At 33.4% G+C, this 25,770-nt stretch carries 21 protein-coding genes; 13 read left to right on the top strand and 8 right to left on the bottom strand.

The window, feature by feature from the left end; genetic code table 11:
* Window positions 1-88 precede the first annotated feature (88 nt).
* Both HNQ90_RS07835 and HNQ90_RS07830 read left to right on the top strand, forming a co-directional pair.
* On the top strand, window positions 89-661 hold the full coding sequence (locus HNQ90_RS07835; protein ID WP_144116073.1) for a GNAT family N-acetyltransferase: 573 nt from the start codon (window positions 89-91) through the stop codon (window positions 659-661).
* Between the two features lie 248 nt (window positions 662-909).
* A complete protein-coding gene (locus tag HNQ90_RS07830) occupies window positions 910-2,970 on the top strand; it encodes a DUF3857 domain-containing transglutaminase family protein (protein WP_144116074.1) in 2,061 nt (686 codons plus the stop codon).
* A 24-nt stretch (window positions 2,971-2,994) separates the two neighbouring features.
* On the opposite strand, the gene HNQ90_RS07825 is transcribed toward HNQ90_RS07830, so the two are convergent.
* Window positions 2,995-3,942, bottom strand: coding sequence for an NAD(P)H-dependent flavin oxidoreductase (locus HNQ90_RS07825; protein ID WP_144116075.1), 948 nt, complete (start codon window positions 3,940-3,942; stop codon window positions 2,995-2,997).
* Window positions 3,943-4,013: 71 nt separating this feature from the next.
* Window positions 4,014-5,243 (bottom strand): class I SAM-dependent rRNA methyltransferase, encoded by a 1,230-nt coding sequence (locus HNQ90_RS07820; RefSeq protein WP_144116097.1) that lies wholly within the window; start codon window positions 5,241-5,243, stop codon window positions 4,014-4,016.
* A gap of 185 nt (window positions 5,244-5,428) precedes the next feature.
* Between HNQ90_RS07820 and HNQ90_RS07815 the strand changes: the two genes are divergently transcribed.
* Window positions 5,429-6,100 carry a hypothetical protein gene (locus HNQ90_RS07815; protein WP_183822306.1) on the top strand — a complete coding sequence of 224 codons (672 nt, stop codon included), beginning with the start codon at window positions 5,429-5,431 and terminating at the stop codon, window positions 6,098-6,100.
* Between the two features lie 448 nt (window positions 6,101-6,548).
* Here HNQ90_RS07815 and dnaK read toward each other — a convergent pair whose 3' ends face one another.
* Window positions 6,549-8,453, bottom strand: a complete 1,905-nt coding sequence (dnaK, locus tag HNQ90_RS07810) for a molecular chaperone DnaK (RefSeq protein WP_144116077.1) — start codon at window positions 8,451-8,453, stop codon at window positions 6,549-6,551.
* 474 nt (window positions 8,454-8,927) lie between these two features.
* On the opposite strand from dnaK, the gene HNQ90_RS07805 reads away from it, so the two are divergent.
* The 5 genes from HNQ90_RS07805 (at window position 8,928) to HNQ90_RS07785 (ending at window position 14,667) form a co-directional block, all read left to right on the top strand.
* Complete coding sequence (locus HNQ90_RS07805; RefSeq protein WP_144116078.1) at window positions 8,928-9,881, top strand: T9SS type A sorting domain-containing protein; 954 nt, start codon at window positions 8,928-8,930, stop codon at window positions 9,879-9,881.
* A 79-nt stretch (window positions 9,882-9,960) separates the two neighbouring features.
* Entirely contained in the window at window positions 9,961-11,382 is a 1,422-nt protein-coding gene (locus HNQ90_RS07800; protein ID WP_144116079.1) for an L-serine ammonia-lyase, read from the top strand.
* Window positions 11,383-11,635: 253 nt separating this feature from the next.
* The gene (gene panB, locus HNQ90_RS07795; protein ID WP_144116080.1) at window positions 11,636-12,454 is read left to right on the top strand and encodes a 3-methyl-2-oxobutanoate hydroxymethyltransferase; all 819 of its coding nucleotides are present in this window, start codon (window positions 11,636-11,638) and stop codon (window positions 12,452-12,454) included.
* A gap of 84 nt (window positions 12,455-12,538) precedes the next feature.
* Window positions 12,539-13,240: an RluA family pseudouridine synthase gene (locus HNQ90_RS07790; protein WP_144116081.1), complete on the top strand. Its 702-nt coding sequence runs from the start codon at window positions 12,539-12,541 to the stop codon at window positions 13,238-13,240.
* A 56-nt stretch (window positions 13,241-13,296) separates the two neighbouring features.
* Window positions 13,297-14,667 (top strand): aldehyde dehydrogenase, encoded by a 1,371-nt coding sequence (locus tag HNQ90_RS07785; RefSeq protein ID WP_420837399.1) that lies wholly within the window; start codon window positions 13,297-13,299, stop codon window positions 14,665-14,667.
* 11 nt (window positions 14,668-14,678) lie between these two features.
* Here the strand turns inward: HNQ90_RS07785 and HNQ90_RS07780 are convergent, their stop codons facing one another.
* The 4 genes from HNQ90_RS07780 to HNQ90_RS07765 form a co-directional block, all read right to left on the bottom strand.
* On the bottom strand, window positions 14,679-15,497 hold the full coding sequence (locus HNQ90_RS07780) for a sensor histidine kinase (RefSeq protein ID WP_144116083.1): 819 nt from the start codon (window positions 15,495-15,497) through the stop codon (window positions 14,679-14,681).
* Between the two features lie 1,423 nt (window positions 15,498-16,920).
* Entirely contained in the window at window positions 16,921-17,439 is a 519-nt protein-coding gene (locus HNQ90_RS07775; protein WP_144116085.1) for a hypothetical protein, read from the bottom strand.
* Window positions 17,440-17,533: 94 nt separating this feature from the next.
* Entirely contained in the window at window positions 17,534-18,160 is a 627-nt protein-coding gene (locus HNQ90_RS07770) for a CPBP family intramembrane glutamic endopeptidase (protein WP_144116086.1), read from the bottom strand.
* The gene (locus HNQ90_RS07765; protein WP_144116087.1) at window positions 18,161-18,619 is read right to left on the bottom strand and encodes an Lrp/AsnC family transcriptional regulator; all 459 of its coding nucleotides are present in this window, start codon (window positions 18,617-18,619) and stop codon (window positions 18,161-18,163) included.
* Between the two features lie 189 nt (window positions 18,620-18,808).
* Here HNQ90_RS07765 and HNQ90_RS07760 point away from each other — a divergent pair, with 189 nt between their 5' ends.
* Complete coding sequence (locus HNQ90_RS07760; protein WP_144116088.1) at window positions 18,809-20,023, top strand: aminotransferase class I/II-fold pyridoxal phosphate-dependent enzyme; 1,215 nt, start codon at window positions 18,809-18,811, stop codon at window positions 20,021-20,023.
* 34 nt (window positions 20,024-20,057) lie between these two features.
* On the opposite strand, the gene HNQ90_RS07755 is transcribed toward HNQ90_RS07760, so the two are convergent.
* Window positions 20,058-22,130, bottom strand: coding sequence for a hypothetical protein (locus HNQ90_RS07755; RefSeq protein WP_144116089.1), 2,073 nt, complete (start codon window positions 22,128-22,130; stop codon window positions 20,058-20,060).
* Window positions 22,131-22,511: 381 nt separating this feature from the next.
* On the opposite strand from HNQ90_RS07755, the gene nhaC reads away from it, so the two are divergent.
* The 4 genes from nhaC to HNQ90_RS07735 all read left to right on the top strand — a co-directional run bounded on the left by nhaC (window position 22,512) and on the right by HNQ90_RS07735 (window position 25,502).
* Window positions 22,512-23,981 carry a Na+/H+ antiporter NhaC gene (gene nhaC, locus HNQ90_RS07750; protein ID WP_144116090.1) on the top strand — a complete coding sequence of 490 codons (1,470 nt, stop codon included), beginning with the start codon at window positions 22,512-22,514 and terminating at the stop codon, window positions 23,979-23,981.
* Window positions 23,982-24,125: 144 nt separating this feature from the next.
* The gene (locus HNQ90_RS07745) at window positions 24,126-24,770 is read left to right on the top strand and encodes a peroxiredoxin (RefSeq protein ID WP_144116091.1); all 645 of its coding nucleotides are present in this window, start codon (window positions 24,126-24,128) and stop codon (window positions 24,768-24,770) included.
* A 92-nt stretch (window positions 24,771-24,862) separates the two neighbouring features.
* Window positions 24,863-25,171: a thioredoxin family protein gene (locus tag HNQ90_RS07740; protein ID WP_092853335.1), complete on the top strand. Its 309-nt coding sequence runs from the start codon at window positions 24,863-24,865 to the stop codon at window positions 25,169-25,171.
* Between the two features lie 73 nt (window positions 25,172-25,244).
* Window positions 25,245-25,502, top strand: coding sequence for a DUF6952 family protein (locus tag HNQ90_RS07735; protein ID WP_092853337.1), 258 nt, complete (start codon window positions 25,245-25,247; stop codon window positions 25,500-25,502).
* The last annotated feature ends 268 nt before the right edge of the window (window positions 25,503-25,770 follow it).

The following is a 25,770-nucleotide window of genomic DNA, read 5'->3' as shown; positions in this document are numbered from 1 at the left end:
AGTACAAAATGCTAGAACAATCATAGATAAATTTAAGTTCAATTTAAGAGATTCATTCCCTTTGGGGCATGATAAAAAAGACCTATTAATGAAAACACCAATCTTAGAAAATAACCGCGTAAAACTACTCCCCTTAAGTTTAGAAAATTACACGCATGTAATAGACATTGCCAAACAAGATAAATTGGTGCAATATTCCCCTAGTAAAATTGACACACCCAAAGATTTGGAAATTTATGTAAAAACAGCTTTAGAAAGAGCCGAAGCAAATAAAGCTATGCCATTTATTATTTTCGATAAAGAAAAACAAACCTATGCTGGCTGCACGCGATACGGATTTATTAACACCACTAACAAAGTTTTATATATTGGTTGGACTTGGATTGGACGAGAGTTTCAAAGTACAGGATTAAATATGAATATGAAGTTTTTAATGCTACAATATGCCTTTGAAACCTTAAAATTTGATAAAGTTGGATTTACAATAGATGAACGAAATATAAGATCTAGAAAGGCGGTTGAAAAAATTGGTGGTACTCTAGAAGGTATTTTGAGGAACGATGTATTAATGCCCGATGGATTTAAACGTAGTACGTGTTGTTACAGTATTTTAATAGAAGAATGGGACACTATAAAAACATCTATTTTTAAAGGATTTTAATCATTAAAACTTAAACACAGCTCTTAAAATATTGAATTAATTAAGCTGAATAATTTTAGCAATCCCATATAAAAGGATACCTTTTTTTCCATTTGTATGGAACATTATTCAGTTATTTTTTCAAATTATTAAGGCTGTAATAATTAGCATTTAATCGAAAATAAGAAAATTTATACATCGATTTTCCTAAAAACAAATATAAAGTTTACATAAAAATTTAACTTTACCACTTATAAGACCAACCTTTTATGAGATCATTTTTTATTGCAATACTAGTAATTACTATATCCACAACTAAACTTTTTTCGCAAGTATTAAAAGAAAAAACACCCAATTGGGTTGATACTAATACTTACACTGAAGATGTAATGCATATAGATGATGTTTCAGATGGTTCATTTATTTTATTATATGACAATCAAATACATGCATCGAAAAAAATAGAATACTCAAGGTTGGTAATGAAAATCACAGACAATGTAGGTATTCAAAATGCATCAACAGTAAGTGTTTCTTACGATCCAGCGTATCAATCTTTAAAATTCCATAGCATTAATGTAATAAGAGACAATAAAATTATTGATAAACTAGACCTATCAAACTTTCAAGTAATGCGCCGCGAACTTAATACGGAGATTTACTTGTATGATGGATCGCTATCGGCAGTTATGAATATTTCGGATGTAAGAACTGGCGATATTATTGATTATTCCTATTCCATTTATGGGTTTAATCCGCTTAGTAAAAAGTACTCTCAATCGTTTTATTTAAACGATATAGATCCTATTGGTAAAATAAATGTTTCTATTTTATCAAATAACAAACTAAATCACAAAACATTTAATACGAGTCCTGTTTTAAATCTTACTAAAGTAAATAACCTTAATAAATACCACTGGGTCGTTTCCAATACTACAAAATTGGATTACGAAGAAAATATACCTTCTTGGAAATTTATATATAACACGCTGTTTGTTAGTGAGTACAACTCTTGGGCAGAGGTTGTAGATTGGGGAATAAAATTATACGAGGTAAACACAAAAATTGACAACAAATTACAATTAAAAATTAATGAAATTAATAACGCTTTTACCTCTAAAGGTGAAAAAATAAAAGCCACACTCGATTTTGTGCAAAATGATGTTAGATACCTTGGGTTTGAATTTGGCATAGGTGGCTACAAACCATTTACTCCAAATCTTGTATTTGAAAGACGTTTTGGAGATTGTAAAGATAAAAGTCTGTTAATGATAACGATGCTGAAAGAAATGGGAATTGAAGCTTATCCCATGTTAGTAAATACGACTTTAAAACACTCTATAAAAGAACTATTACCATCTCCTAAATTTTTTGATCATTGTGTGGTAAAGGTCGTTGATAATAAAAGTAAATATTATTACGACCCTACTATAACAAACCAAGGAGGTGATTATGATAGTACTCATTTTCCTGACTATAGATTTGGTTTAGTTTTACAAAAAGGTAATACGGAGTTTGATGAAATTAAACCCAAATCTGAAAATAAAGTTGAAGTTTTAGAAGAGTTTACTATTGATACTATAGGCAAAGGTGCAATACTTAAAGTTGTTAGTACGTATTATGAATCTGAAGCAGATAATATGCGTAATTACTTTAAAAACAATGGTAAGAACGCAATTAAAAAAGAATACGAAAACTTCTATTCCAATTACTATTTTAACGTGTCTTCACCTAATGCTCCTACTTTCAAGGATCGAAAAATCAGCAATATTTTTAAAGTTTTTGAAACCTATAAAATTGATAGTATTTGGGAACCTATGGTTGAAAAGGAAAACCACATAGCGGCTTCATTTACGGCAACCAACCTTTTGAATTCGCTGTATATCCCTAACAAGCAAAAAAGAACATCTGAAATAGCTATTACCTACCCTATAATAAGAGAACATAAAATTAAAGTCAACTTGCCTACAGCTTGGGACATTACAAATAATAAACTATTTGTTAACTCTCCTGGTTTCTATTACGAATGGAAAGTAAATTATGATAGATCGCAAAAAGCTATAAATTTATACTATTATTTAGAAACCCAAAAAGACCACATTACTAAAGGTGAGTTTAAACAATATTTAAACGATGTAAAAAAGGTAGACCAAAGTTCTGGCTATTTGCTTTTTATACCTAAAAACTTCTCCAGTTCATCAATCCTTTTTGATGGCAATACCAATAATTTTTCAGGAATATTTGATATAATAAAACTTATATTAATATTAGGTTTTATAGTGGTTATTGGCTTATTAGTTTTTATGTACTTTCAAAATAAGAAAAGGTAAGCGTACACGAATACAAGCCCTCTTTTAACTTACCAAACGCTCTATTATTGCTTTAGTAGGTAAAATTTTATCGGTATGTTCTATACTTGGTCCTGCAACCCAAACGGTTTTATATGTGGCTTTGGTTGCTGCATTTTTAGTCGCATTCATACCAATTGAAAAGCGAATCATTTTAACCCACTTTTTAAGTTTTTTATTCTTGTTTAAAACAGACTCTAACCACGTTTGTTTAGTGCCAATTTTTTGAACATAATCTGTATTTATTACTGTACATGGTGTTCCAGAGATGCGCTCGGTCATTACAATATCTTCTGCGCCATAATCTACACACGCTTGTTTATACTCGTCTGTTACTCCTGCTTCAATAGATGCAATAAACGGACTCCCAACGGAGACGCCTTCTGCTCCATAGCTTAACATCTTATCAATATCGGCTTTACATCCTACACCACCCGCAGAAATAACAGGGATATTACAATTTGTACTTAAATCTTTTATTAAAACTTCTGGCGATATGTTTCCGCGATGCCCTCCAGCTAAATTATTAACAGCAATAATAGCATCGGCTCCTAAGCTTTCCACCTTTTTAGCAAAACGTAAATCGGTAACATCACAAAAAACTTTAATCCCTGCTTTATGGGCTTGATTTATGGTTTCTTCTGGACTTCCTAGAGAGGTAATTATAAAATCGCAACCTTCTTCACAAATGACTTCCAGTTGGTTTAAATATTTTACATTCGATTTGTTTACAATAAGATTAAACCCAAAAGAACCACCTTCTGGTTTGGCAGATTTTAACTCTCTTAAAGCCATACGTAACTCCTCTAAAGTCCTGTAATTTAAGGCAGGAATACAACCTGCTATACCGCCATTCATAGCTTCTTTTACCATAGAAACGTTAGAAACCAAAAACATTGGCGCTTGAATTATTGGATATTTAATTTGTAGAAGTTGCGTGATTTTAGTTGTCATGGTTTCATCTTATTTCGACAAATATAATCATTATTTTATTATGCACGCATAACAAAATAAACATTTAAAAACTACCCTTTAAACCTATAATAACCACATTTTAAATAAGCGCCTTCTGGAAATCCAATAGGATGATCGGTATCATGACCCGTTTTTAAAACGACTTTATAAGATCTTTTTGTAGCTGATAAGGTTTTATGGTTAATTTCAAAAAACTGATCGGCTAAAACTCGTGATGAACACGATGCTAAAACCAATAAGCCATTTTTAGCTGTTAATTGCTCGCCTAATTCTGCTAGTTGAGCGTATTTCTTTTTAGCTAAATCAATTTCCGAAGCTTGTTTTGCAAAACTTGGAGGATCTATAACCACGACATCAAAAGTCACGTTATTTTTTATAAGTTGCTTCAATTCCGCGAAAGCATCGCCAGCAATAGTTTTATGCGTTCCGGAATAGCTATTAAGTTTTCCATTTTCTATGGCTATTTCTAGAGCTTGTTTACTAATATCTAAACTTGTAACTTCCTTGGCTCCATTGGCTAAAGCGTGTACTGAAAATCCGCCAGCGTAACTAAAAACATCCAACACTGATTTGCCCTTGCTCCACTCGCCTACTTGTTTTCTATTGGCACGATGATCCAAAAAATAACCAGTTTTATGTCCTTTTATAACGTTTGCCGAAAAGTTAACACCATGTTCTACAAACTCTACAACTTCATTTTCTAAAACGCCATAAACCACTTCGCCATTTTCAAGTGTATGTGCTTTAGATTGCTCTAAACTTCTACTTAAACGCACTACAACAGTTTCGGCTTGGGCTGTTTGCTGTAAACTAGGAATAATACTTTCTAGATAAGGTAACCAAATTTCCGAATAAATTTTAACCACTAAAACCGAGGCATAAACATCGGCAATAAGACCTGGAAAACCGTCATTTTCTCCAAAAAGCAAACGGTAACTATTGGTATTAGTGCGTAATAAGGGTTCTCTTTTATGGTAAGCTAGCTCAATTTTACTTTTGAAAAAAGCGGCATTAATTTCTGCTTTTTCATAGCTACTATGCAACATTTTAATACGAATGGGCGAATTGGCATCGTACAACCCTAAACCAACTACTCTGTTCTTATTTTTACTAAAAATGATGGCTAAATCTCCAGATTTTGCATCGTCATTTATTTTTGTAATATTATTTGAAAACACCCAAGGATGCCCTTGCACAACAAACTGCTCGCCTTTAGCGTTTAACTTTACAGCTAATCGTTTTGGGATGTAATTAGATTTTATTTTTGATGAAAAGGACATGCTTTGAATTTCTTGTAAAAATAAATGTTTTGAATGGATATATGTCAAGTTTTATAATGAGTTATAAATTAATAAAGCGCTTGACTTTGTAAAAATAATCAACTAAATTCGTTTAACGTTGGGTATAAAATATTAAAACGATTTCATATTCGTAAAAATATTGTGCATAATATAAACCTACTGCTATGAAGAAAAATTTGATTTACATTTTGACCTGTTTTTCGCTTCTAATTATAAGCTGTGAAAAAGACCCAATTCCAGCTGATATTGAAACTTTAGTATTTGGAAAAATTTATGATTCAACTAATGATATTCCAATAGTAAATGAAAAAGTAAAAATAGCCGAATTTAGTACTCAAGGAACTTTCGCTGGAACGAATTATATTTTTAAAGGATTTATAGATTCAACAACAACTGCCATAAATGGAGAGTATAGTTTGCCATTCACTACAACTGGAAACGGAAATAAATATTCAATTCAACTTGATTATAACGAAGAGGTTCACATTCCAAATTTGGAGAAAATTATTCAAGATGAAAACATTGGAAACCAAGAAGAGTTGAATTTTGAGGCTTTAAGGCTTTTTCCTATTGATTTGCGAGTCATTACTACCGATGAAATAACTCAAGAAATTAATGTGTATAAACAACATCCAGGAAGGCAAATTGACCCAATACCACCTTCAACTCAAAGTTCTGTTAGAAGGATTTGGGCTGATAAAAATGTAGAAAATGAAATTAATTTTCAAATCAGAACAACAAGCCCTTATTTGAATCATTATATTGTCATACCATTGAATAATACTACGGAATTGTACGAGTATGAGGTAGAAATAAATTCGACGGACTTTCAATAAATACTATGCACAATACCGTGTATAATTAATTGCTTGGGCAAGTGCTTATTTGGAAAATTCCTTCGGAATTTTCTCGCGTTCGTTTTTGTTTACTAAATTAGTTGCTTAAACACGCAAGTAACCGTACACAACACCATCAAACGAACCTCTCCAAAAGTCAAAATAACTTTCCATTATAAAACAAACCTAGTAGATAATTGCGTTAGGGATTGAGGCATTTGTTGAAGCTCTTTTTGTGTTGTTGCACCTATGCAACACAAAAAAGCGACTGCCAAAAGCCCGACCCTTGGGTAACGCCATAAAAAAAACGCAACCAAATTAATGATTGCGTTTTTTAAACTTCTAGCTTCAGTCTTACAACTTCAAGCTTTATTTTAAAGATTCCGAAAACAAGTTCGGAATAAGCGATTCACTCAATCTCGATAAAAAATCGAGAATGGTTCTCTGCTTACTTAACTTCTTCGAAGTCTACGTCTTCAACATCACTTCCTTCAGCTTGAGCATCTCCTGCTCCTGCATCTGGTCCTGGTTGAGCACCACCTTGCGCTTCCGCTTGTGCTTTGTACATTTCTTCAGAAGCTACTTTCCATGCTTCGTTAATTTTATCTAAAGCTGGAGTAATTACAGCTAAGTCTTTAGACTCGTAAGCTGTTTTTAACTCTGCTAAAGCATCAACGATAGGTTGTTTTTTATCTTCCGATAATTTATCACCAAACTCTTCTAATTGTTTTTCCGTTTGGAAAATCATAGAATCAGCTTCGTTTAATTTCTGAGCATTTTCAGCTGCAGCTTTATCTGCTTCAGCATTTGCTTCAGCATCAGCTTTCATTTTCTCGATTTCCTCTTCGCTTAATCCAGAAGAAGCCTCGATACGGATATCTTGTTTCTTACCAGTTGCTTTATCTTCAGCCGATACTTTAATAATACCGTTAGCATCAATATCAAAAGTTACTTCAATTTGTGGAGTCCCTCTTCTTGCTGGTGGAATATCACTTAAGTGAAAACGTCCAATAGTTTTATTATCGGCAGCCATTGCTCGTTCACCTTGTAATACGTGAATTTCTACAGATGGTTGATTATCTGCTGCTGTAGAGAATACTTGCGATTTTTTAGTAGGAATCGTAGTATTAGCTTCAATAAGCTTAGTAAATACGTTACCCATAGTTTCAATACCAAGAGATAAAGGTGTTACATCTAAAAGTAAAACATCTTTAACATCTCCTGTTAATACACCACCTTGAATACCAGCTCCTAGAGATACAACTTCATCAGGGTTTACACCTTTACTTGGTGCTTTTCCAAAGAATTTCTCTACTGCTGCTTGTACTGCAGGAATACGTGTAGAACCACCTACTAAAATAACTTCGTCGATATCAGATTTAGATAAACCTGCTGCTTTTAATGCAGATTGACAAGGCTCGATAGTACGTTTTACTAAATCGTCAATTAACTGCTCAAATTTACTACGTGTTAATGTGCGTACTAAGTGCTTTGGTCCACTAGCTGTAGCAGTAATATAAGGTAAGTTAATTTCTGTTTGCGCAGAAGATGATAACTCAATCTTCGCTTTTTCAGCAGCTTCCTTTAAACGTTGTAAAGACATTGGGTCTTTACGTAAGTCCATATTTTCTTCAGCATTAAACTCATCGGCTAACCAGCTAATAATTTTCTCATCAACATCATCACCACCTAAGTGTGTATCACCATCTGTAGAAAGTACTTCAAATACACCATCTCCTAATTCAAGGATAGATACATCATGTGTTCCTCCACCAAAATCAAATACTACTATTTTTTGGTCAGTTCCTTTTTTGTCCATACCGTATGCTAAAGCAGCAGCAGTAGGCTCATTAATAATACGCTCTACTTTTAAACCAGCAATCTCACCAGCTTCTTTAGTAGCTTGACGTTGGCTATCGTTAAAGTAAGCAGGTACAGTAATTACCGCACGTGTTACATCTGTACCTAAGTAATCTTCGGCAGTTTTCTTCATTTTTTGAAGAATCATTGCACTTAATTCTTGAGGTGTATATAAACGACCATCAATATCTACACGAGGTGTATCATTATCTCCTTTTACCACTTTATATGGTACACGTTCTGCTTCGTTTTTAGACTCAGAATATTTGTTACCCATAAAACGTTTAATAGAATAAACCGTTTTTGTAGGGTTAGTTACGGCTTGTCTTTTTGCCGGATCACCAACTTTAATTTCACCGCCTTCAACAAAAGCAATAACAGATGGTGTCGTTCTTTTTCCTTCTGCATTAGGAATAACTACTGGCTCGTTACCTTCCATTACAGAAACGCAAGAGTTGGTTGTTCCTAAATCGATTCCAATAATTTTACTCATAATATTTTTTTATTTATTGTTTATAGATTTCCGTCTTCACAGAAACTTTGTATTCATTTTTAATTTCAGGTTGTATAAGTCAATCATTATGCCAACTGAAAATTTATGACATAGTGTCATATTTTTAGTTTTCAGTCACCGTCTCAGTTTACAGTCTCACTCATGCGCATCAAAACTTCAGTCTTCGGTCAATTTTATTTTTTTTTGGGCGCAACCACAAGGGTCGGGCTATCCGTTACAAGTCCTCGCACCTCCTTTGTCGGGCTGTGGGCTTTCCTCTACTATCCCTTGCGCAACTATCTAAAAACTTCATACTTCATATTTAAATTGGGTTATTACATTAAATATCTATTAAAAAACGCTTCATTTTTTACAACTAATTATAAATCAAAACTTTAACACGTAAGAACATTCACATAACACTTTCTTTTACTATCTTTAAATCAAGCTATTAACACACAAAACCTTACTCTCATGAAAACATTTACAATCCATCTATTTCTTTTATTTTCATTTTTAACCATGTCTACTTTTGGTCAAGAAAATACAGCCTTAACCTGTGCCGACGGTATAGATAATGACAACGACACTCTTATTGACTGTAACGACCCAGATTGCCAAAATTTAGGGTCTAATAATGGTTGCGAACTATGTACAGACGGTATAACCTTTGCAGACGTACTTATTGATTACAACCCAGGATGTGATAATGCCGACCCCGATCCAGAGGGCGCTATTGGCCTAAATGATTTTGTGTCTGGAGATCCTTACAGCTATGTTTATTTAGGTCAGGGTGGCTCTATAAAACTAGGTTTTACAAACAATCTCTTAACCAATAGTGGCACAGAGGAAAATGATGTATTTGTTTTTGAAATTGGTCCGCAAGTAGAAGCCAGCGATTTAGCTATTAGACCAGCCGATGCATTTACAGAAACGCAACTCATTAACAATAACATACCCGATATAGATGATGATGGGTTTTATGAAATAGGTTCCATAAGCGGCTCAATACGCGGATTTGATATAGACGCTGTAATAACCGGATATTCTCAAAAAACTTTAAAATTTAATGCCATTCAAATTACAGATATTCCAAACGGTTCTTGTTCTGGCACTACGCCTGGAGCAGATATTGATGCCGTTTGTGCTTTATCCTCCTTTACCTTATCCACATCCAATACTACTGTCGATAACGATTTCTTAAAAATTTATCCAAACCCAGCTCAAAACAAAATCAACTTACACTTTAGTAATAATCATCATGATTTAACAAACTACAATCTCGTAAATCTAAGTGGTCAAATTTTACAAAAAGGACTCATTAATAATAAAAGAGAAATTAACACAGAAAATTTAGAAAGTGGTGTTTATTTTCTTTCCATAAAAGGCACTAATACAATTATAACTAAAAAGATTTTTAAACTCTAATATTTTTAAAATAACAGGCTTAACAACTTTACTTTTATGAGGAAATTTTGATATATCTTTACAACAAAACGACTAATTTATGGAGTGTATATCGGTTTTCGACATGTTAAAAATAGGTGTTGGCCCTTCAAGTTCACATACACTTGGACCTTGGCGAGCTGCCGAACGTTGGATTAAAGAACTTAAAGACGCCAAAAAGTTCGACGCTGTGCAAAGTATCACAGTCGATTTATATGGCTCACTATCTTTAACCGGAAAAGGACATGCCACAGATTATGCTGTTATACTAGGTCTATATGGCGCAAATCCAGAAACCATTCCTACCGAAACCATTAGCGACATCATTTCTAAAGTAAAAGACACAAACACCTTATCTTTTAATAATGAACACCTAATTGAGTTTAACCCTAAAACAGATATTGTTTTCAATAAAAAGTTTTTGCCTTTTCATGCCAATGGATTAAAATTTACAGCAGTATGTCATGGTAAAAAAACAGCATCAACCTTCTATTCAATTGGTGGCGGATTTGTTGTAAAAGAAGAACGAAAAAACTCAAAACGGAATTTCGAAATAAAATGCGCATTCCCCTATCCTATAGATAAAGGTACAGAGCTACTTCAATTTTGTAAAACACTAAACAAACCCGTATCGCAGGTTGTTTTAGAAAACGAAAAATCGATCCGTACAGAAACCGAAATTGATACAGAATTAAAACGCATTTGGAATGTTATGCTAGATTCTATGTACACAGGATGCCATACAGAAGGCAGTCTTCCTGGTGGTTTAAATGTAAGACGACGTGCATTCGATATGCATAAAACCTTAGTTGGTAAATTGCCATACACTACGCCCGTAGAGTGGATTTATAGCATACGAGATACCGAAGTTAAATTTCGCCAAATACTAAAATGGGTAAGTTGCTTTGCCTTAGCCGTAAACGAGGTTAATGCATCATTAGGTCGTGTGGTAACAGCGCCTACAAACGGAAGTGCTGGTGTTATTCCAGCGGTTTTAATGTATTATTTGGTTATAGAAAACCACGATGGCGATTTCGAGGATATTAAACGATTTCTGTTAGTTGCAGGCGAAATAGGAAGTATCTTTAAAAAAGGTGCCACAATAAGTGCAGCAATGGGTGGTTGTCAAGCAGAAATTGGAGTGTCGTCTGCCATGGCAGCCGGCGCCTTAACCGAATTACTTGGAGGCACACCAGAACAAGTTTTAATTGCAGCAGAAATAGCCATGGAACATCATTTAGGGTTAACCTGCGATCCTATTGGAGGCTTAGTACAAATACCATGTATTGAACGTAATGCCATGGGAGCTATTAAAGCTATAAACGCTGCAGAATTAGCCTTGGATACCAATCCCGAAAATGTAAAAGTACCTTTAGACAAAGTGGTTAATACCATGTGGGAAACCGCAAAAGATATGCACTCTAAATATAAGGAAACTAGCGAAGGTGGTTTAGCTGTTGGTGTTTATTTAACAGATTGCTAGAATTCAGTTTGTAGTCACAGTCTCAGTTTTCAGGTACACTTATAATTTCACTTTCAAGTCCGCATTTTCTTTTCTCTATTTTATGTTCTCTTTTTATCTAATTCAACCTTGCGAGAAATATATTTTTGAACATCGACATCCTGAAATCCTCAACCAAACAACTGATAATCAACTCTCAAAATTCACCTAAAAGAAAACTATTAAAGTATCTTCTTTATTTAGTATTTTTACAGACGAACTAAATTTAAAATACATGTCTGTAGCAAAAAAAGAATACAAACGCATTACCGTTAAAACATTAGTAGATATGAAAGCCAATGGCGAAAAAATATCTATGCTTACGGCCTACGATTATACTATGGCCAAAATAGTTGATGGTGCTGGTATTGACGTTATTCTTGTGGGCGATTCTGCTAGTAATGTTATGGCTGGACACGAAACCACATTACCTATTACATTGGACCAAATGATTTATCATGCCTCTTCTGTAATTCGTGCTATCGACAGGTGTTTGGTTGTTGTAGATTTACCTTTTGGAAGCTACCAAAGTGACCCTAAAGAGGCTTTACGTTCTGCTATTAGAATCATGAAGGAAAGTGGAGCGCATTCGGTTAAACTAGAAGGTGGTAAAGAAGTTAAAGAATCCATCAAACGTATTTTAAATGCAGGAATCCCTGTAATGGGGCATTTAGGTTTAACACCACAATCCATATATAAATTTGGAACATATACCGTTCGTGCCAAAGAGGAAGAAGAGGCAGAACAACTTATTGAAGATGCTAAAATGCTCGAAAGAATTGGTTGTTTTGCTATTGTTTTAGAAAAAATACCGGCTAAACTTGCTAAACAAGTGGCCGAAAGTGTTAGTATTCCAATTATTGGTATTGGTGCAGGACCAGATGTAGACGGACAAGTGCTTGTATTACATGATATGCTAGGGATGACACACGAATTTAACCCTCGTTTTTTACGCAGGTATCTAAGTTTGTATGATGAAATGACCACTGCTATTTCGCAATATGTAGATGATGTAAAAAGTACCGATTTCCCTAATGAAAATGAGAAGTATTAAGTTTTCAGTAACAGTCTAAGTAATCAGTCTCACTCGTAAGCTTAAAAATTATAAGAGAAGCATTCGTACAAATTTGTGAAATTCGTGTCAAACAAAATTCTTTCAAACAAATCCAATCTCCAAGTCTTACTTGAAGACAACCACATAATCGTGGTAAATAAACGGGCAGGCGATATTGTGCAAGGCGATAAAACTGGCGATAAACCACTAAGCGATGTTGTAAAAGAATATATAAAAGACAAATACAACAAACCAGGAAACGTCTATTTAGGAACCGTACACAGGCTAGATAGACCCACAACAGGACTTGTTATTTTCGCAAAAACCAGTAAAGCTTTACCTAGATTAAATAAGTTATTTGTTTCAAAAGATATTAGCAAAACCTATTGGGCACTTGTAAAAAACGAACCACCAAAACAAGAGGACACACTTGTTAATTGGCTAAAAAAGAATCCTAAAAACAATAAATCTAAAGCTCACATAAAGGAAGTTCCGGAAAGCAAAAAGGCTATTCTTCATTATAAAATAATTAAAAAATTAGACAATTATTTTCTATTAGAAGTGAACCTTGAAACCGGCAGACACCACCAAATACGTGTGCAGCTATCCAATATAGGTTGCCCAATAAAAGGGGATTTAAAATATGGGTTTGATAGAAGCAACAAAGATGCAAGCATTAGTTTACACGCTAGACATATCGAGTTTATACACCCTGTAAAAAACGAACCTATTTCTATTGATGCGCCTTTACCAGATGATGCCATTTGGAATGCTTGTCTTAAATAGAAACAACTTCACTTTCTTTATTTTTTTCATACCTTTAAAAGAAAACTTTGAAATCAATTTCAGAACTTATTTCGGTACAACACTCTTTTTTCAAATCGCAAAAAACTAAAGATATCGACTATCGGCTATCCTTGTTAAAAGCCTTAAAGAAAGAAATTCTAGCTAGGGAGCAGGACATTTTAGATGCCTTATATCAAGACTTTAAAAAATCGGAATTTGAAGCTTACCTTAGCGAAATAGGTATTGTCCTTTCCGAACTCAACTTAGCTATTAAAAACCTAAAAAAATGGGCAAAACCTAAACGCATTAAAGCGTCGCTGTTAACCTTTCCTTCTAAAGATTATATTTATAAAGAGCCTTACGGAACGGTATTAATTATTGCGCCTTGGAACTACCCATTTCTGTTAGCTATGGAACCTTTAATAATGGCTATTGCGGCAGGTAACACGGTTGTATTAAAACCAAGCGAACTAACTGTAAATACTTCAAAAGTAATCACCTCGATAATTGAATATGTTTTTCCAGAAGACCTTGCTATTTCAATTGAAGGTGGTGTAGAAACGTCTACCGAGTTATTAGCGCAAAAGTGGGATTTTATATTTTTTACTGGCAGCACAACGGTTGGTAAAATTGTAGCAAAAGCGGCAGCAAAACACTTAACGCCCACTATTTTAGAGCTTGGTGGTAAATCGCCTTGTATTATTGACGATTCGGTTGATATAAAACTTGTAGCAACCCGCTTGGTATGGGGCAAACTTTTAAATGGAGGTCAAACTTGTATTGCACCAGATTATGTTATTGTAAAATCTAATATTAAACAAGATCTTATCAAGGCTTTAAAAGCCGAAATAATTAATAGATACAGTGATAACCCTAAAAATTCTGCTGACTTCCCTAGAATTGTAAATAAAAAAAACACCAAAAGATTATCTGAATTAATTAAAGACACTACCATAGTGCATGGTGGTGAAATAGACGAATCAACCTGTTACATCGCTCCTACTTTAATTGATGAGCCAAATATAGAAAGCCCTATAATGCAAGAAGAAATATTTGGTCCTATTTTACCAATATTAGTGTATGATACGGCGTCTGATATTGAAAAAATTATATGGAATTTAGATAAGCCATTATCGCTTTACGTATTTTCTAACAAATCATCATTTATAAATGAAACGATTAATAAATTTAGTTTTGGCGGTGGTGTAATTAACGATTTACTAATCCACTTTGGAAACCACAGATTACCTTTTGGAGGTGTTGGCGCTAGTGGTATTGGGGAATACCATGGCAAACATGGTTTTAATGCTTTTTCTAATACAAAACCAATTGTAAAACGAGGTAATTGGATTGATCCTTCGTTTAGATATGCGCCTTACAATAAAAAAGTTGGTTTACTAAAAACCGTTTTTAAGTATTTAGGATAGTAAGCAGGTATTTAGTTTAAAGGATAGTTAAGTACCAATTGAACACCACTATTTGGCTGCGAGTTCAATTCGAAATCTGCATGAATTAACGCCGCTCTACTTTTCATATTAATTAAACCAGAACCTTGTTCAATCTCTTTAATATCAAAACCTTTACCATCGTCAGTTGCAGTAATAATGATGCGTTCTGGCTTATAATTTAAAGTAATTCCAATATTTTTTGCATCAGAATATTTTACTGAATTGGACAAAAACTCTTGAAGTATTCTAAACACAATTATTTCATGTTTTCGATCAGCGAAAGGTACTTTATCTCCAATAATTTTTAATTCTGCCGATGTAAACTTCATCTTTTTCATGCGGTCCAACTCATTGGTAATGGATTTTTCAAAACCAATATTTAAAATAACATCGTTATTAAGTGTTTTTGAAAGTGCACGAACTTCTTTTAGACCATTACTAAGTGCTTCTGAGGTGTCTTTAAACTTATCTTTAACATCATCAGCTACTTGCATTTTTAATATACTCAATTGCATGCTGGCAAAAGACAATAACTGCCCCACATTATCATGCAATTCCCAACCAATATTTTTTAAAGTTTGTTCTTGAGCCTCAGTTTGTGCCTGTATAATTTCGGCTTCAAAAGCTTGTTGTTGCTTAATTCTATCCTGAAGTAATTTATTCTTTCGCTTCTGGAATACCACAAAAAATACAATCACTAAGGATGTAATGATAATTAAAACGATTATCATATACACCAATAAATAGCGTTCTGAGGCTGTAGATACCGCTGACTGAATTAGAAATAAAAAATTAAATAAATTAAGCATTATTTGGTTTTGAAATTATTAAACCTAGTATAAAACAAGAATACATAAATATATTGGCAAATAAAAAAATGAGTCTTTTTAAAATAACAAAATCCCGATCGGATTCTGTATTATAAATATCAAAAAATATGACGGGCGTTATTATTAACCACCATAAAAATAGACCAACACTAGCGTAAAAGCTAAATATTTTAAACATATTTAGAATAGAATCACTATTTGTTAATTCAATAAAATATGTAGTAATACAAACAACTGTGGTTATAAGACCAGCTATTTGATAAAACATAGATCTCGAGTTTAAAAACACATCATAATAAAATACGAAATGAGATAGCATAACTGCTATAAACAAAACGCCTACAACCCTTATTACAAGCTTAAGTTTTTTTCGATTTATAATAGCATGAAAATAGAAAACTACACATACAATACTTCCAAAAAGCCATAACACATTATACCAATTATTAACACGAACACCCGCTTTTCTTAATAATTGAATGGGTAAAAAAAATGGAGCGTAAACTAACAGGGCTCCAATAACTTCAACAAAAAAAATGTAAACCAAAAAATAAATAAAATATCGTGTGGACGTATTTCGATACTTTTTAAAACATAGCAAACCTACAAATGCGGCAAGAAACTCCAACGCATAAGAAATAAAATTAAAATTACGCGTTAAAAAATCAATCATTATGTAAGTTCATTTTTTATTAATTCTGGTTTGCACCAAATTAACGCGAAAGTAAATGTTGAATACATAGTAATATTAGCCAATAAGTAAATTAAAAATCTTAATTTGATATAATTAAAATCTTTGTGAAGCATGTATATATCATACAGCACAATGGGAGTTATAATTAACCACCAAATAAATATTGCGAAGCTGATGTAAAAATTTAATGATTTATAAAAAACTAAAATCTTATCACTTAATAGAACCTCAATAAAGTAAAACACGGTACATAAAAATATAATAAATGCACCTAAAATACTTATTGGTGGAAAGAATCTAACAAAATAATCATCAAAATTTAAAAGAATATAAATAATAGAAAAAAGCAGAAAAAACAAGCCACTAAATTTTATTATGTTTTTAAATTTTTTGTTGGATAGTATTTTATTGTAAAAAAAAACAAAAAACATAATAGCTCCAATTTTCCAATACAAAGTAGACCACCAATAATTATATTTAAATACAGTTTCCCTTAAAAAATAAAAAAACTGTCCTTTTCCTGTATACAAGGTATAAGTATTTAAAAAATCGCAAATAGATAGGTATATTAAAAAATATATAAAATACTTCGCGTTAGTAGATTTATATTTCTTAAAAAATACAATACCAGTAAGAGCCGCAATAATTTCTACGGCTCTTGTTATAATCCATCTATGTTGGTATAAAAATTCTTCCAAAAAAAAACGCCTAATTCGGGTAACCACTATCACCTCCACCACCATCGTTTAAAGGCGGTACAGGAATATCTGGATCACTAGGTGGAAAAAACATATTTACACTACTAGCTTTAGATGTCGATTTTGGACCTGTAGGTACAATAAACATAGTATTTCTGTTCTTTTTAGATCCTTTTTTTCGATCCCCATAGTTCCCTAGATAGATTCGCACACCTGTCATTTTAAATCCTAAGGTGTCCGATTGCGCTTTAGCATAAGCTAAATATTGGTTTACTTCTTTTAATGACCACCATACCGAGCGCATTTTCTTTCTTGGGCCCTCCACTTCAATTGTAGAATCTATTTCTGTTTCGTTATTTTTTTCCCAATTAGCACTAAATAATTTAGCTTCCTTTACCGAAATAGTGTCTTTTGGCACTACATATTCCTCACCCATAGTTGGCTTATCTCCAAGAGGTCTCGGACAAAAATAATAGGTTAAAATTGCTCCAATAATAAATCCGAAAATGACTGGTCCTAATTTTTTCATGTTTTGTTAGTTAAGGTTGTTAATAGCTCCATAAAAGTAATAAAAAGATTTAACTAAAGGCTATTATTAGTTTTTCTATTTCATTATACTACAATTAGGTTGGAAAACCGAGCATACTGCCCATACCAACAGTAAACAACCAACAACCATAAATAGCATGTTCAATAGAGACTAAAAGTGTAGATTGCGTTTTTTTAAAGGTAAAGGCAAATAATAAACCACCAATAAAGGTAATAACTAACACTAATACACTTCCAAAAAACAAGTGAGCTAAGGCAAATAAAATGGCATTTACCAATAAGAAAAGAGGTTCGTTTTTAAACAAGCTTTGATACCGCTTAAAAAAGAATGCTCTATACAATAGCTCTTGCGGATATACTGAAAAGAAACTATAAATAAAAAGCAGCATAAGCCATTTTAAAGGTTTGTTTAATAAAACAGTAAATAAAGACTCACTATCCGTAATCCAAACAAATATGGTCGTTAAAAAAGCAATTAGGAGAAGTTTAATACCTGTTAGTTTCCAGAAGGGTTTCCATTTTATGGTTTTAGATACTTTTAATTTTAACTGCTCCACTCTTAGCAATATATAAATAACATAAAGAAAACCTAACAGCCCAAAACTTAATTTTAACCAAGGTGAATAAGGCACTGCAAAGCTTATTGGGATTATTAAAAAAATAATTACAAACTCTATAATTTTATAGGTAACAGACTTCATTTAAAAACTTATGGCATTAGTGTATTTTACTTCAGAAATTACAAACATACTATGTGTGCTCCCAATATGGTTAATATTAGTAAGCTTATTTACCATAAACTCTCTGTACTCAGCCATATCTTTTACGATAATTTTAAGTAAATAATCATAGTCGCCACTTAAATGATAGCATTCTAAAACCTCGTTAATAGAGGTTACCTCTTTCTCAAAACGCTTCACAAATTCCTGACTATGCTGCAAGAGCTTTACATGGCAAAACACCACAAAATCTCTATCAACCTTTTTTTTATTTACTATTGCTATATATCCGTTAATATAACCTTCTTTTTCCAGCTTTTTAATCCGTTCGTATACTGCAGTAACAGAAAGCCCTAATTTATTGGAAAGCTCCTTATTAGTCTGCTTACTATCCTGTTGGATATATTCTAATAGTTTTTTATCGGTAGCATCAAATATCATACTTGAAAATATTTCATTAAAACGCTCGTAAACACGCTTAAATCAGTCTTATATTCTACAAATATAATATATTATAGTTTTATATTCTACTTAAGTAATATTATATTGTATTTCATTCTAAATATAACGATTTTTGATGTAAATAACACTAGATTTCAACTATTATAAACCTAACAACAAACTAAAACTATGGCATTTAAACCTGCAAATAACATTCAAGACTTACAATATTTTGGCGAATTTGGAGGCGTTAATCCTTCCATTTCAGACTCTTCTACATATACTTTTCTTTCTGCAAAAACCATGTTTGATACTTTTGAAGGTAATGCGGATGGTTGCTACCTCTATTCGCGACATTCAACACCTTCAAATTTATATTTAGGTGAAGCATTAGCAGCTATGGAAGCCACAGAAACCGCCAATGTATCTGCCTCTGGTATGGGAGCAATAACCGCCACTATCCTTCAATTATGTGGAGCAGGAGATCATGTTATTTCTAGTAGAACCATTTATGGTGGAACCTATGCGTTTTTTAAAAATTTCACTCCTCGGTTTAATATTAAAACGACTTTTGTAGATATTACAAAATTGGATAGCGTAGAAGCCGCTATTACCAAAAACACAAAAGTTTTATATTGCGAATCTGTAAGTAACCCGCTTCTTGAGGTTGCCGATATTAAAGGCTTATCCGAAATTGCTAAAAAACATGGTTTAAAATTAGTAGTTGATAATACATTTTCACCATTATCTATATCGCCAGCTACTTTGGGAGCAGATATAGTTATACATAGCTTAACTAAATTTATTAATGGCTCTAGCGACACGGTTGGTGGCGTTGTTTGTGGCACTCAAGAATTTATAAATAACTTACGAAACGTAAACGATGGTGCATCCATGCTACTTGGCTCTACTATGGATAGCTTAAGAGCTGCATCTATTTTGAAAAACTTAAGAACGTTGCACATTAGAATGCAACAACACAGTAAAAATGGTCTGTTTTTAGCCGAAAGGTTTGAAGCAGATGGTTTAAAAACGGTTTACCCAGGATTAAAATCGCATCCTTCTTATGAATTATTTAAAAGTATGATGAATGAAGCCTATGGGTTTGGCGGTATGTTAACTATTGATGTTGGCTCTTTAGAAAAAGCAAATGAATTAATGGAATTAATGCAACATAGAAATTTAGGATACCTTGCAGTTAGCCTTGGCTTTTATAAAACATTGTTTAGCGCTCCGGGAAGTTCTACATCATCAGAAATCCCTGAAGACGAACAAAAAGAAATGGGACTAAGCGATGGTTTAATTCGGTTTTCTATTGGGTTAGATGCTGATATTAACCGCACTTATAAAATGATGCGAACTTGTATGATTGATGTCGGGATACTAGAATTACAGAAAGCATAATTTATTAGCAAACGAAAATAACACTTTTAAAGCTCTATTTTTCAAGAAGTTTTTCAATTCTGGTTAAGCGTTCTTCAAGCGATTCAATTTTTGAATTTTGAGAGTTAATTAATTGCTCTTGAGATTTTATTTTCTTGTTAAGCTCTATAATATACAAAAACTGCTCTTCAATTTTTTCTAGATTAGTTATTGTAGCTTCAGTAATATCCAATTTAAACCCACTGCGTTTTACTTCCGCATATGATTTTACACCCGGTAAATGACCATTTTCACTAACAAAAGTTTCTGCTTTTTCTAAAGTATTAAACTTATAATCAGCTTTAATTTCAGAGAAACCTTTAAAATAATCCTCAAAAACATAATCGGGATATGTTGTAGTGTTGGATATAAAAGAGTTAGCTCTAACTGCTCCCGATGTTACAACTTCAGTAACAGCCGCATTACCCAACATTATTTGATTGGACGCTGTTGGCGATGCTTGGTAACCAACACCTGTAGCATTAGTTTTTGAGCCTGTAATAGTAATATCGTTACCTATTGCGATGCTATTTGTAGAACTTCCTGAAATAAGAGATGAATTACCAAGTATAATAGAATTTAAACTTGCTCCTGTTACTTCTGAATAACTACCAACTACCACTGAAGACTCGTCTGCCGCATGAGCTAAAAACCCCAAAGCTAAACTGTAATCTGCTGTAGCTTCAGCTTTACTACCAAATGCAGAACTGGACACCCCACTAGATATAGAATTCTCTCCTACAGCACTTGAGTTTTCTCCAGATGCTTCCGCTATTCTACCTAAAGACAAACTTCTTACACCCGAAGCAACTGTTCCACTTCCAAAGGCCAAAGCATTCGCCGCATTTGCTACAGCTTGTTCACCCACACTAGTTGTGCGGTCTGCCGATGCAATTGTAGAACTTCCAATGGCAACAGAATTCCCTGCTGTTACAGATGCCGAATTTCCTATGGAAACAGAATCTGTTCCGGTAGTTTCAGATGAAGATCCAATTGAAACACCATTTAATCCTGAAACTTGACTACTACTTCCAATTGCCACGCCATCTGTTGCGTTAGCATCACTACTATAACCTAAAGCCGTAGATCTTGTTCCGATGGCTTGAGCAAACGACCCATAAGCAGAACCATATTGGGAACTAGCATCACTATTAGCTCCAACGGCAACGGCACCTAGACCATTACTACCTGTACTTCGACCTATTGAAATAGAATTTATTCCAAAGGCATCGGCGTTTCTACCTATTGAAATGGCATCTTGCTCTGTAGCCTCTGCATTATTACCAATAGAAACAGTAGCTGTAGCACCTACTCTAGCCCCATTACCTATTGCAATTGCAGATTGTAAATTGTTATTTGTTGCATCCGCATTCTCTCCAATATACGTGTTAAAATCTCCATTAGTATTCGTATCTCCTGCTCCATATCCAATGGCGGTATTTCGTCCTCCTAAATTATTTAGTAAGGCATTATGACCTATAGCAGTGTTTCTAATGCCTGATACGTTGGCAGCTAAAGCACTACTTCCAATAGCCGTATTGCTAGACCCGCCAGAATTACTACTTAAAGCATTAACACCAATAGCAGTGCCATTAATGCCAGATGCATTAGCAACTAAACTACTAACCCCAAAAGAGGTATTGCTAGTATGTAACAAACCTGCAACAACATTATTTCGTTTAAAAACTAAATCTTGATTATTCGTGGTGCCTAAAAAATTTAAACTGCTATCTGTATTGTCATTTCCATTAATAGTCCAACCTGTTTGTTGAAGAAAGCGAATCCAATCTGTTTGTGCATTATCCCAGTAATAAAAACCCGAAGTATAATCTTTTGCTGTACCGTTAATATTAACTGCAAATAAATTAGTGGTTAAGTAAACCATCATCGAATTTTGATCTGCAATAGGATTTGTAGCCGGAAATTGGTTTATTCTAGGAATTAATAATCCATCATTAGCATTGGGTGTATTAGGTGTTGTTGCTTCAACATCTAACAAAGCTTTTGGACTTGCATTATTTACGCCAACTTGCGCATTACTTGAACACCAAGATAACCCAAGGAACGTTAATAATATTATGTTTTTCATACCTATTTATTGAGAGAAGTGTAGAATGTACAAATATAATTAAATAGTATAACTATCGAAATAGAATCCATTAACTTTAGTAAGGAAAATACAACTCGTCTGGTAGTAGAACAGCCGAAACGCAAGACTTGGTGCGAGAAATGATATTTTCTTTATCGGTTAAACCTTTATTATTAAGAAGTTTTATAGAATTGGCCTTTGAACTATATTTTAGATAAATCAAAAAATATATTGCAGCTAAAAAAAATACGATTATTGCAGTCAAAGTCATGGTCTAATAATTTAGATATTATACAGTTAGGACGCTAATCTTTCAAATAAGTCACATAATTTTGAAAGAATTTAAGAAAATCGTAACATTACAACACCAAAATATTTTACATGCAAGACCAAGAAAACATTTCTGAAATTAAGGCAGACCACGAAACTATTATAGAAAATAAAGAACTTAATTTCATAGAAGCCCTTATTCCTGTTGTTCTTCTTATGGCCCTCTTGTTTTATAACATCTTTTTTGCCGATGGGGCACTTTTAGGCGATTACTCAAATCAATTTATCTTATTAATTGGTGGTGGTATTGCTGCCATTGTAGGTCTTTTTAATAAAGTATCTTTAAAACGCATGTATACCGAAATTTGGGAAAACATAAAAAGTGTTTTTATCCCAATCATGATTTTATTTCTAGTAGGTGCATTAGCAGGAACATGGCTAGTTAGCGGTGTAATTCCTGCCATGGTTTACTACGGCTTACAAGTGTTAAGTCCAGAAATATTTTTACCAGCTTCTGTAATTATAGCAGCCATAATTTCTATTGCAACGGGCAGTTCCTGGACCACCTCTGCAACCGTAGGTATAGCGCTTGTTGGTATTGGTACAGCTTTAGGTATAAACCCAGGAATGATTGCTGGTGCTGTAATTTCGGGTGCTTATTTTGGAGATAAAATGTCGCCATTAAGCGATACCACTAACCTTGCTCCTGCTATGGCCGGAACCGATTTGTTTACGCACATTAAATACATGACCATTACTACGGTACCAACCATAATTATCACGCTTATTGTTTTTGCCGTTATAAGCGCTTCAATAACAACTACTGGTAGTGCAGATATTAGTAATTTACTAAGTACTATAGACACTACATTTACTATTACACCGTGGTTATTTTTGGTTCCAGTAACGGTTGTTGCATTAATTCTTTTAAAAACAAAACCATTAATAGCCTTATGTTCTGGGGTTATTTTAGCAGCTATATTCGCCTTTATATTTCAAGGTAATATTCTAGATGGTTTAGCAGATTCTAAATTTTCAGCGATAATCACTTCTATTCTTACAGATACCCAAATTACTACCGATAACGAGAAACTTAACGATCTTTTCTCTGCTGGAGGCATGCAAGGTATGTTATGGACCATTTATTTAATTCTTTGTGCCATGGTTTTTGGTGGTATTATGGATGGTATTGGAGCACTTGCTAGAATTACAAGTGCCCTACTCTCGGTAGCTACTTCTATTTTTGGACTATTTGCAAGCACAGTAATAAGCTGCTTGGGTTTAAACGCCATTGCTTCCGATCAATACTTGGCCATAGTAATACCAGGGAAAATGTTTAAAAAAGCATACGAAGACCGCGGATTAGCCCCCGAAAATTTAAGTAGAACCTTAGAAGATTCTGGTACAGTAACCTCGGTTTTAATACCATGGAACACCTGTGGCGCTTACCAATCTGGAGTTTTAGGAGTTGGTGTTGGCGAATATTTCTTGTATGCCATTTTTAATTGGCTAAGTCCGTTTACAACACTGCTTTTTGCTGCTTTAAACTTAAAAATCAGACAGTTAAAAACAAGCAAATAAACCTAAGCTATACAAGATTAACTTCAGTATAAATTATATCTATTCCTTAATAAAAATTTAAAATTTTATTCATTCTGAAAACGTATTTTCAAGTGTATATTTGCATGAGAAAAAAACAATCAATAATTATAAAATTTTAATAACATGGCATTAGTAGGAAAAAAATTTCCAGATTTAAACGTTGACGCAATGAACGAAATGGGCGATACTTTTAAAGTAAACGTTCTAGAAGAAGCGGTAAATAACAAAAAGAAAGTTGTATTGTTTTGGTACCCAAAGGATTTTACTTTTGTTTGTCCAACAGAATTACATGCTTTTGAAGCTGCTAAGGCAGAATTCGAAAAAAGAAACACTATCGTAATTGGAGCATCTTGTGATACACCAGAAGTACACTTTGCATGGTTAAGCACAGCTAAAGATAACGGCGGAATTGAAGGTGTAACTTACCCTATTCTTGCAGATAGCAACCGTAACTTATCTAGCATCTTAGGTATTTTAGATATTACTAACGAAACTTACGACGAAGCTACAGGAACTGTACAAGTTGAAGGCGATAACGTAACATACAGAGCTACATATATTATTGACGAAGATGGTGTTGTACAACACGAAAGCATTAACAATATGCCATTAGGTAGAAATGTTGGTGAGTACCTTCGTTTAGTAGATGCTTTAACGCACGTTCAAGAAAAAGGAGAAGTTTGTCCTGCAAACTGGGAAGAAGGAAAAGATGCTATGAGTGCTAATGCAAAAGCAACTGCCGAGTATTTAGCTGCACATTCTAACTAATTAATAATTACAAGTAGTAAAATCCAAATTCCTAAAACTACAGATTAACAGCTTTTAGAATTTGGAATTTTACTCCTATAAATTTAAACATTATGGTACAAGAATTAAGTCAAGATAATTTAGCCGAAATCATTGCTGCTAACGATACTGTTGTGGTGCAATACTCTGCAACTTGGTGTGGTAACTGTCGTATTATGAAACCAAAAGTTAAGAAATTAGCTAGCGAGTTAGAAAACATTACGTTTGTTATCGCTGATGCGGAAAAATTTCCAGAATCAAGAAAATTAGCTACCGTAGATAACTTACCAACTTTTGCAACCTTTAAAGGAGGTGCTTTTGTAAACCAAACGCAAACCAATAAAGTAGATGTTTTAAAAGAATTAGTTGACGAAGTAGCATAATAAAACAACTTACGTTTTTGCAGTATATACTAAGCCTAGTATAAGTGCAGAAATGAAAAAAATATATGAATCAATGAAACTACCAGTAATAAAACACTTAACACAATTTATAGAAGACAATGATGAAGACTATATAGTTGAAACCATTGAAACTCTAGAAGCCTTAACCGAAGTATCTTCGTTAAAAGATGAAGAATTAGACGTTATTGGAGAGCTAATCTCTAACATGTATGGCGCCATTGAAGTTAATAAAATGATTAAAGAAGGTACCTCTAAAAAAGACGCCGTTAATAACTTTATGAAACGTGTTTTAGGTTCTATTGATAAATAGAGTTAGAAAAAGAAAAATGACTATTTAAAAACCACTTTGCGAAAGCAAGGTGGTTTTTTGTTTGTATTGAGTTTGGTAAGAAAAATTATTTATATTTACGGGATAACAACAAGAAACTTACGATATTCTGGTCTATTTGCGGGATATAAAATATAAACGTAACTATATAACGAGTTGGCATTAATTAAAAAAAACGAACACGAAATTGAAATCTAACAACTTTATTAATCAAATAGTAGGAAAAACAGTTGATAAAATTTATCAAGTG

Origin of the sequence: Algibacter amylolyticus (assembly GCF_014202225.1) — a bacterium.
GTDB classification, from domain to species: Bacteria; Bacteroidota; Bacteroidia; order Flavobacteriales; family Flavobacteriaceae; genus Algibacter_B; species Algibacter_B amylolyticus.
Note: the sequence above shows the minus strand (reverse complement) of the source record. Positions and strands in the feature narration are given on the sequence as shown.

Coding starts and splice junctions, on each gene's coding strand:
- HNQ90_RS07835 (WP_144116073.1), top strand. CDS start 89: ATGAAAACACCAATCTTAGAAAATAACCGCGTAAAACTACTCCCCTTA.
- HNQ90_RS07830 (WP_144116074.1), top strand. CDS start 910: ATGAGATCATTTTTTATTGCAATACTAGTAATTACTATATCCACAACT.
- HNQ90_RS07825 (WP_144116075.1), bottom strand. CDS start 3,942: ATGACAACTAAAATCACGCAACTTCTACAAATTAAATATCCAATAATT.
- HNQ90_RS07820 (WP_144116097.1), bottom strand. CDS start 5,243: ATGTCCTTTTCATCAAAAATAAAATCTAATTACATCCCAAAACGATTA.
- HNQ90_RS07815 (WP_183822306.1), top strand. CDS start 5,429: ATGAAGAAAAATTTGATTTACATTTTGACCTGTTTTTCGCTTCTAATT.
- dnaK (WP_144116077.1), bottom strand. CDS start 8,453: ATGAGTAAAATTATTGGAATCGATTTAGGAACAACCAACTCTTGCGTT.
- HNQ90_RS07805 (WP_144116078.1), top strand. CDS start 8,928: ATGAAAACATTTACAATCCATCTATTTCTTTTATTTTCATTTTTAACC.
- HNQ90_RS07800 (WP_144116079.1), top strand. CDS start 9,961: ATGGAGTGTATATCGGTTTTCGACATGTTAAAAATAGGTGTTGGCCCT.
- panB (WP_144116080.1), top strand. CDS start 11,636: ATGTCTGTAGCAAAAAAAGAATACAAACGCATTACCGTTAAAACATTA.
- HNQ90_RS07780 (WP_144116083.1), bottom strand. CDS start 15,497: ATGCTTAATTTATTTAATTTTTTATTTCTAATTCAGTCAGCGGTATCT.
- HNQ90_RS07775 (WP_144116085.1), bottom strand. CDS start 17,439: ATGAAAAAATTAGGACCAGTCATTTTCGGATTTATTATTGGAGCAATT.
- HNQ90_RS07770 (WP_144116086.1), bottom strand. CDS start 18,160: ATGAAGTCTGTTACCTATAAAATTATAGAGTTTGTAATTATTTTTTTA.
- HNQ90_RS07765 (WP_144116087.1), bottom strand. CDS start 18,619: ATGATATTTGATGCTACCGATAAAAAACTATTAGAATATATCCAACAG.
- HNQ90_RS07760 (WP_144116088.1), top strand. CDS start 18,809: ATGGCATTTAAACCTGCAAATAACATTCAAGACTTACAATATTTTGGC.
- HNQ90_RS07755 (WP_144116089.1), bottom strand. CDS start 22,130: ATGAAAAACATAATATTATTAACGTTCCTTGGGTTATCTTGGTGTTCA.
- nhaC (WP_144116090.1), top strand. CDS start 22,512: ATGCAAGACCAAGAAAACATTTCTGAAATTAAGGCAGACCACGAAACT.
- HNQ90_RS07745 (WP_144116091.1), top strand. CDS start 24,126: ATGGCATTAGTAGGAAAAAAATTTCCAGATTTAAACGTTGACGCAATG.
- HNQ90_RS07740 (WP_092853335.1), top strand. CDS start 24,863: ATGGTACAAGAATTAAGTCAAGATAATTTAGCCGAAATCATTGCTGCT.
- HNQ90_RS07735 (WP_092853337.1), top strand. CDS start 25,245: ATGAAACTACCAGTAATAAAACACTTAACACAATTTATAGAAGACAAT.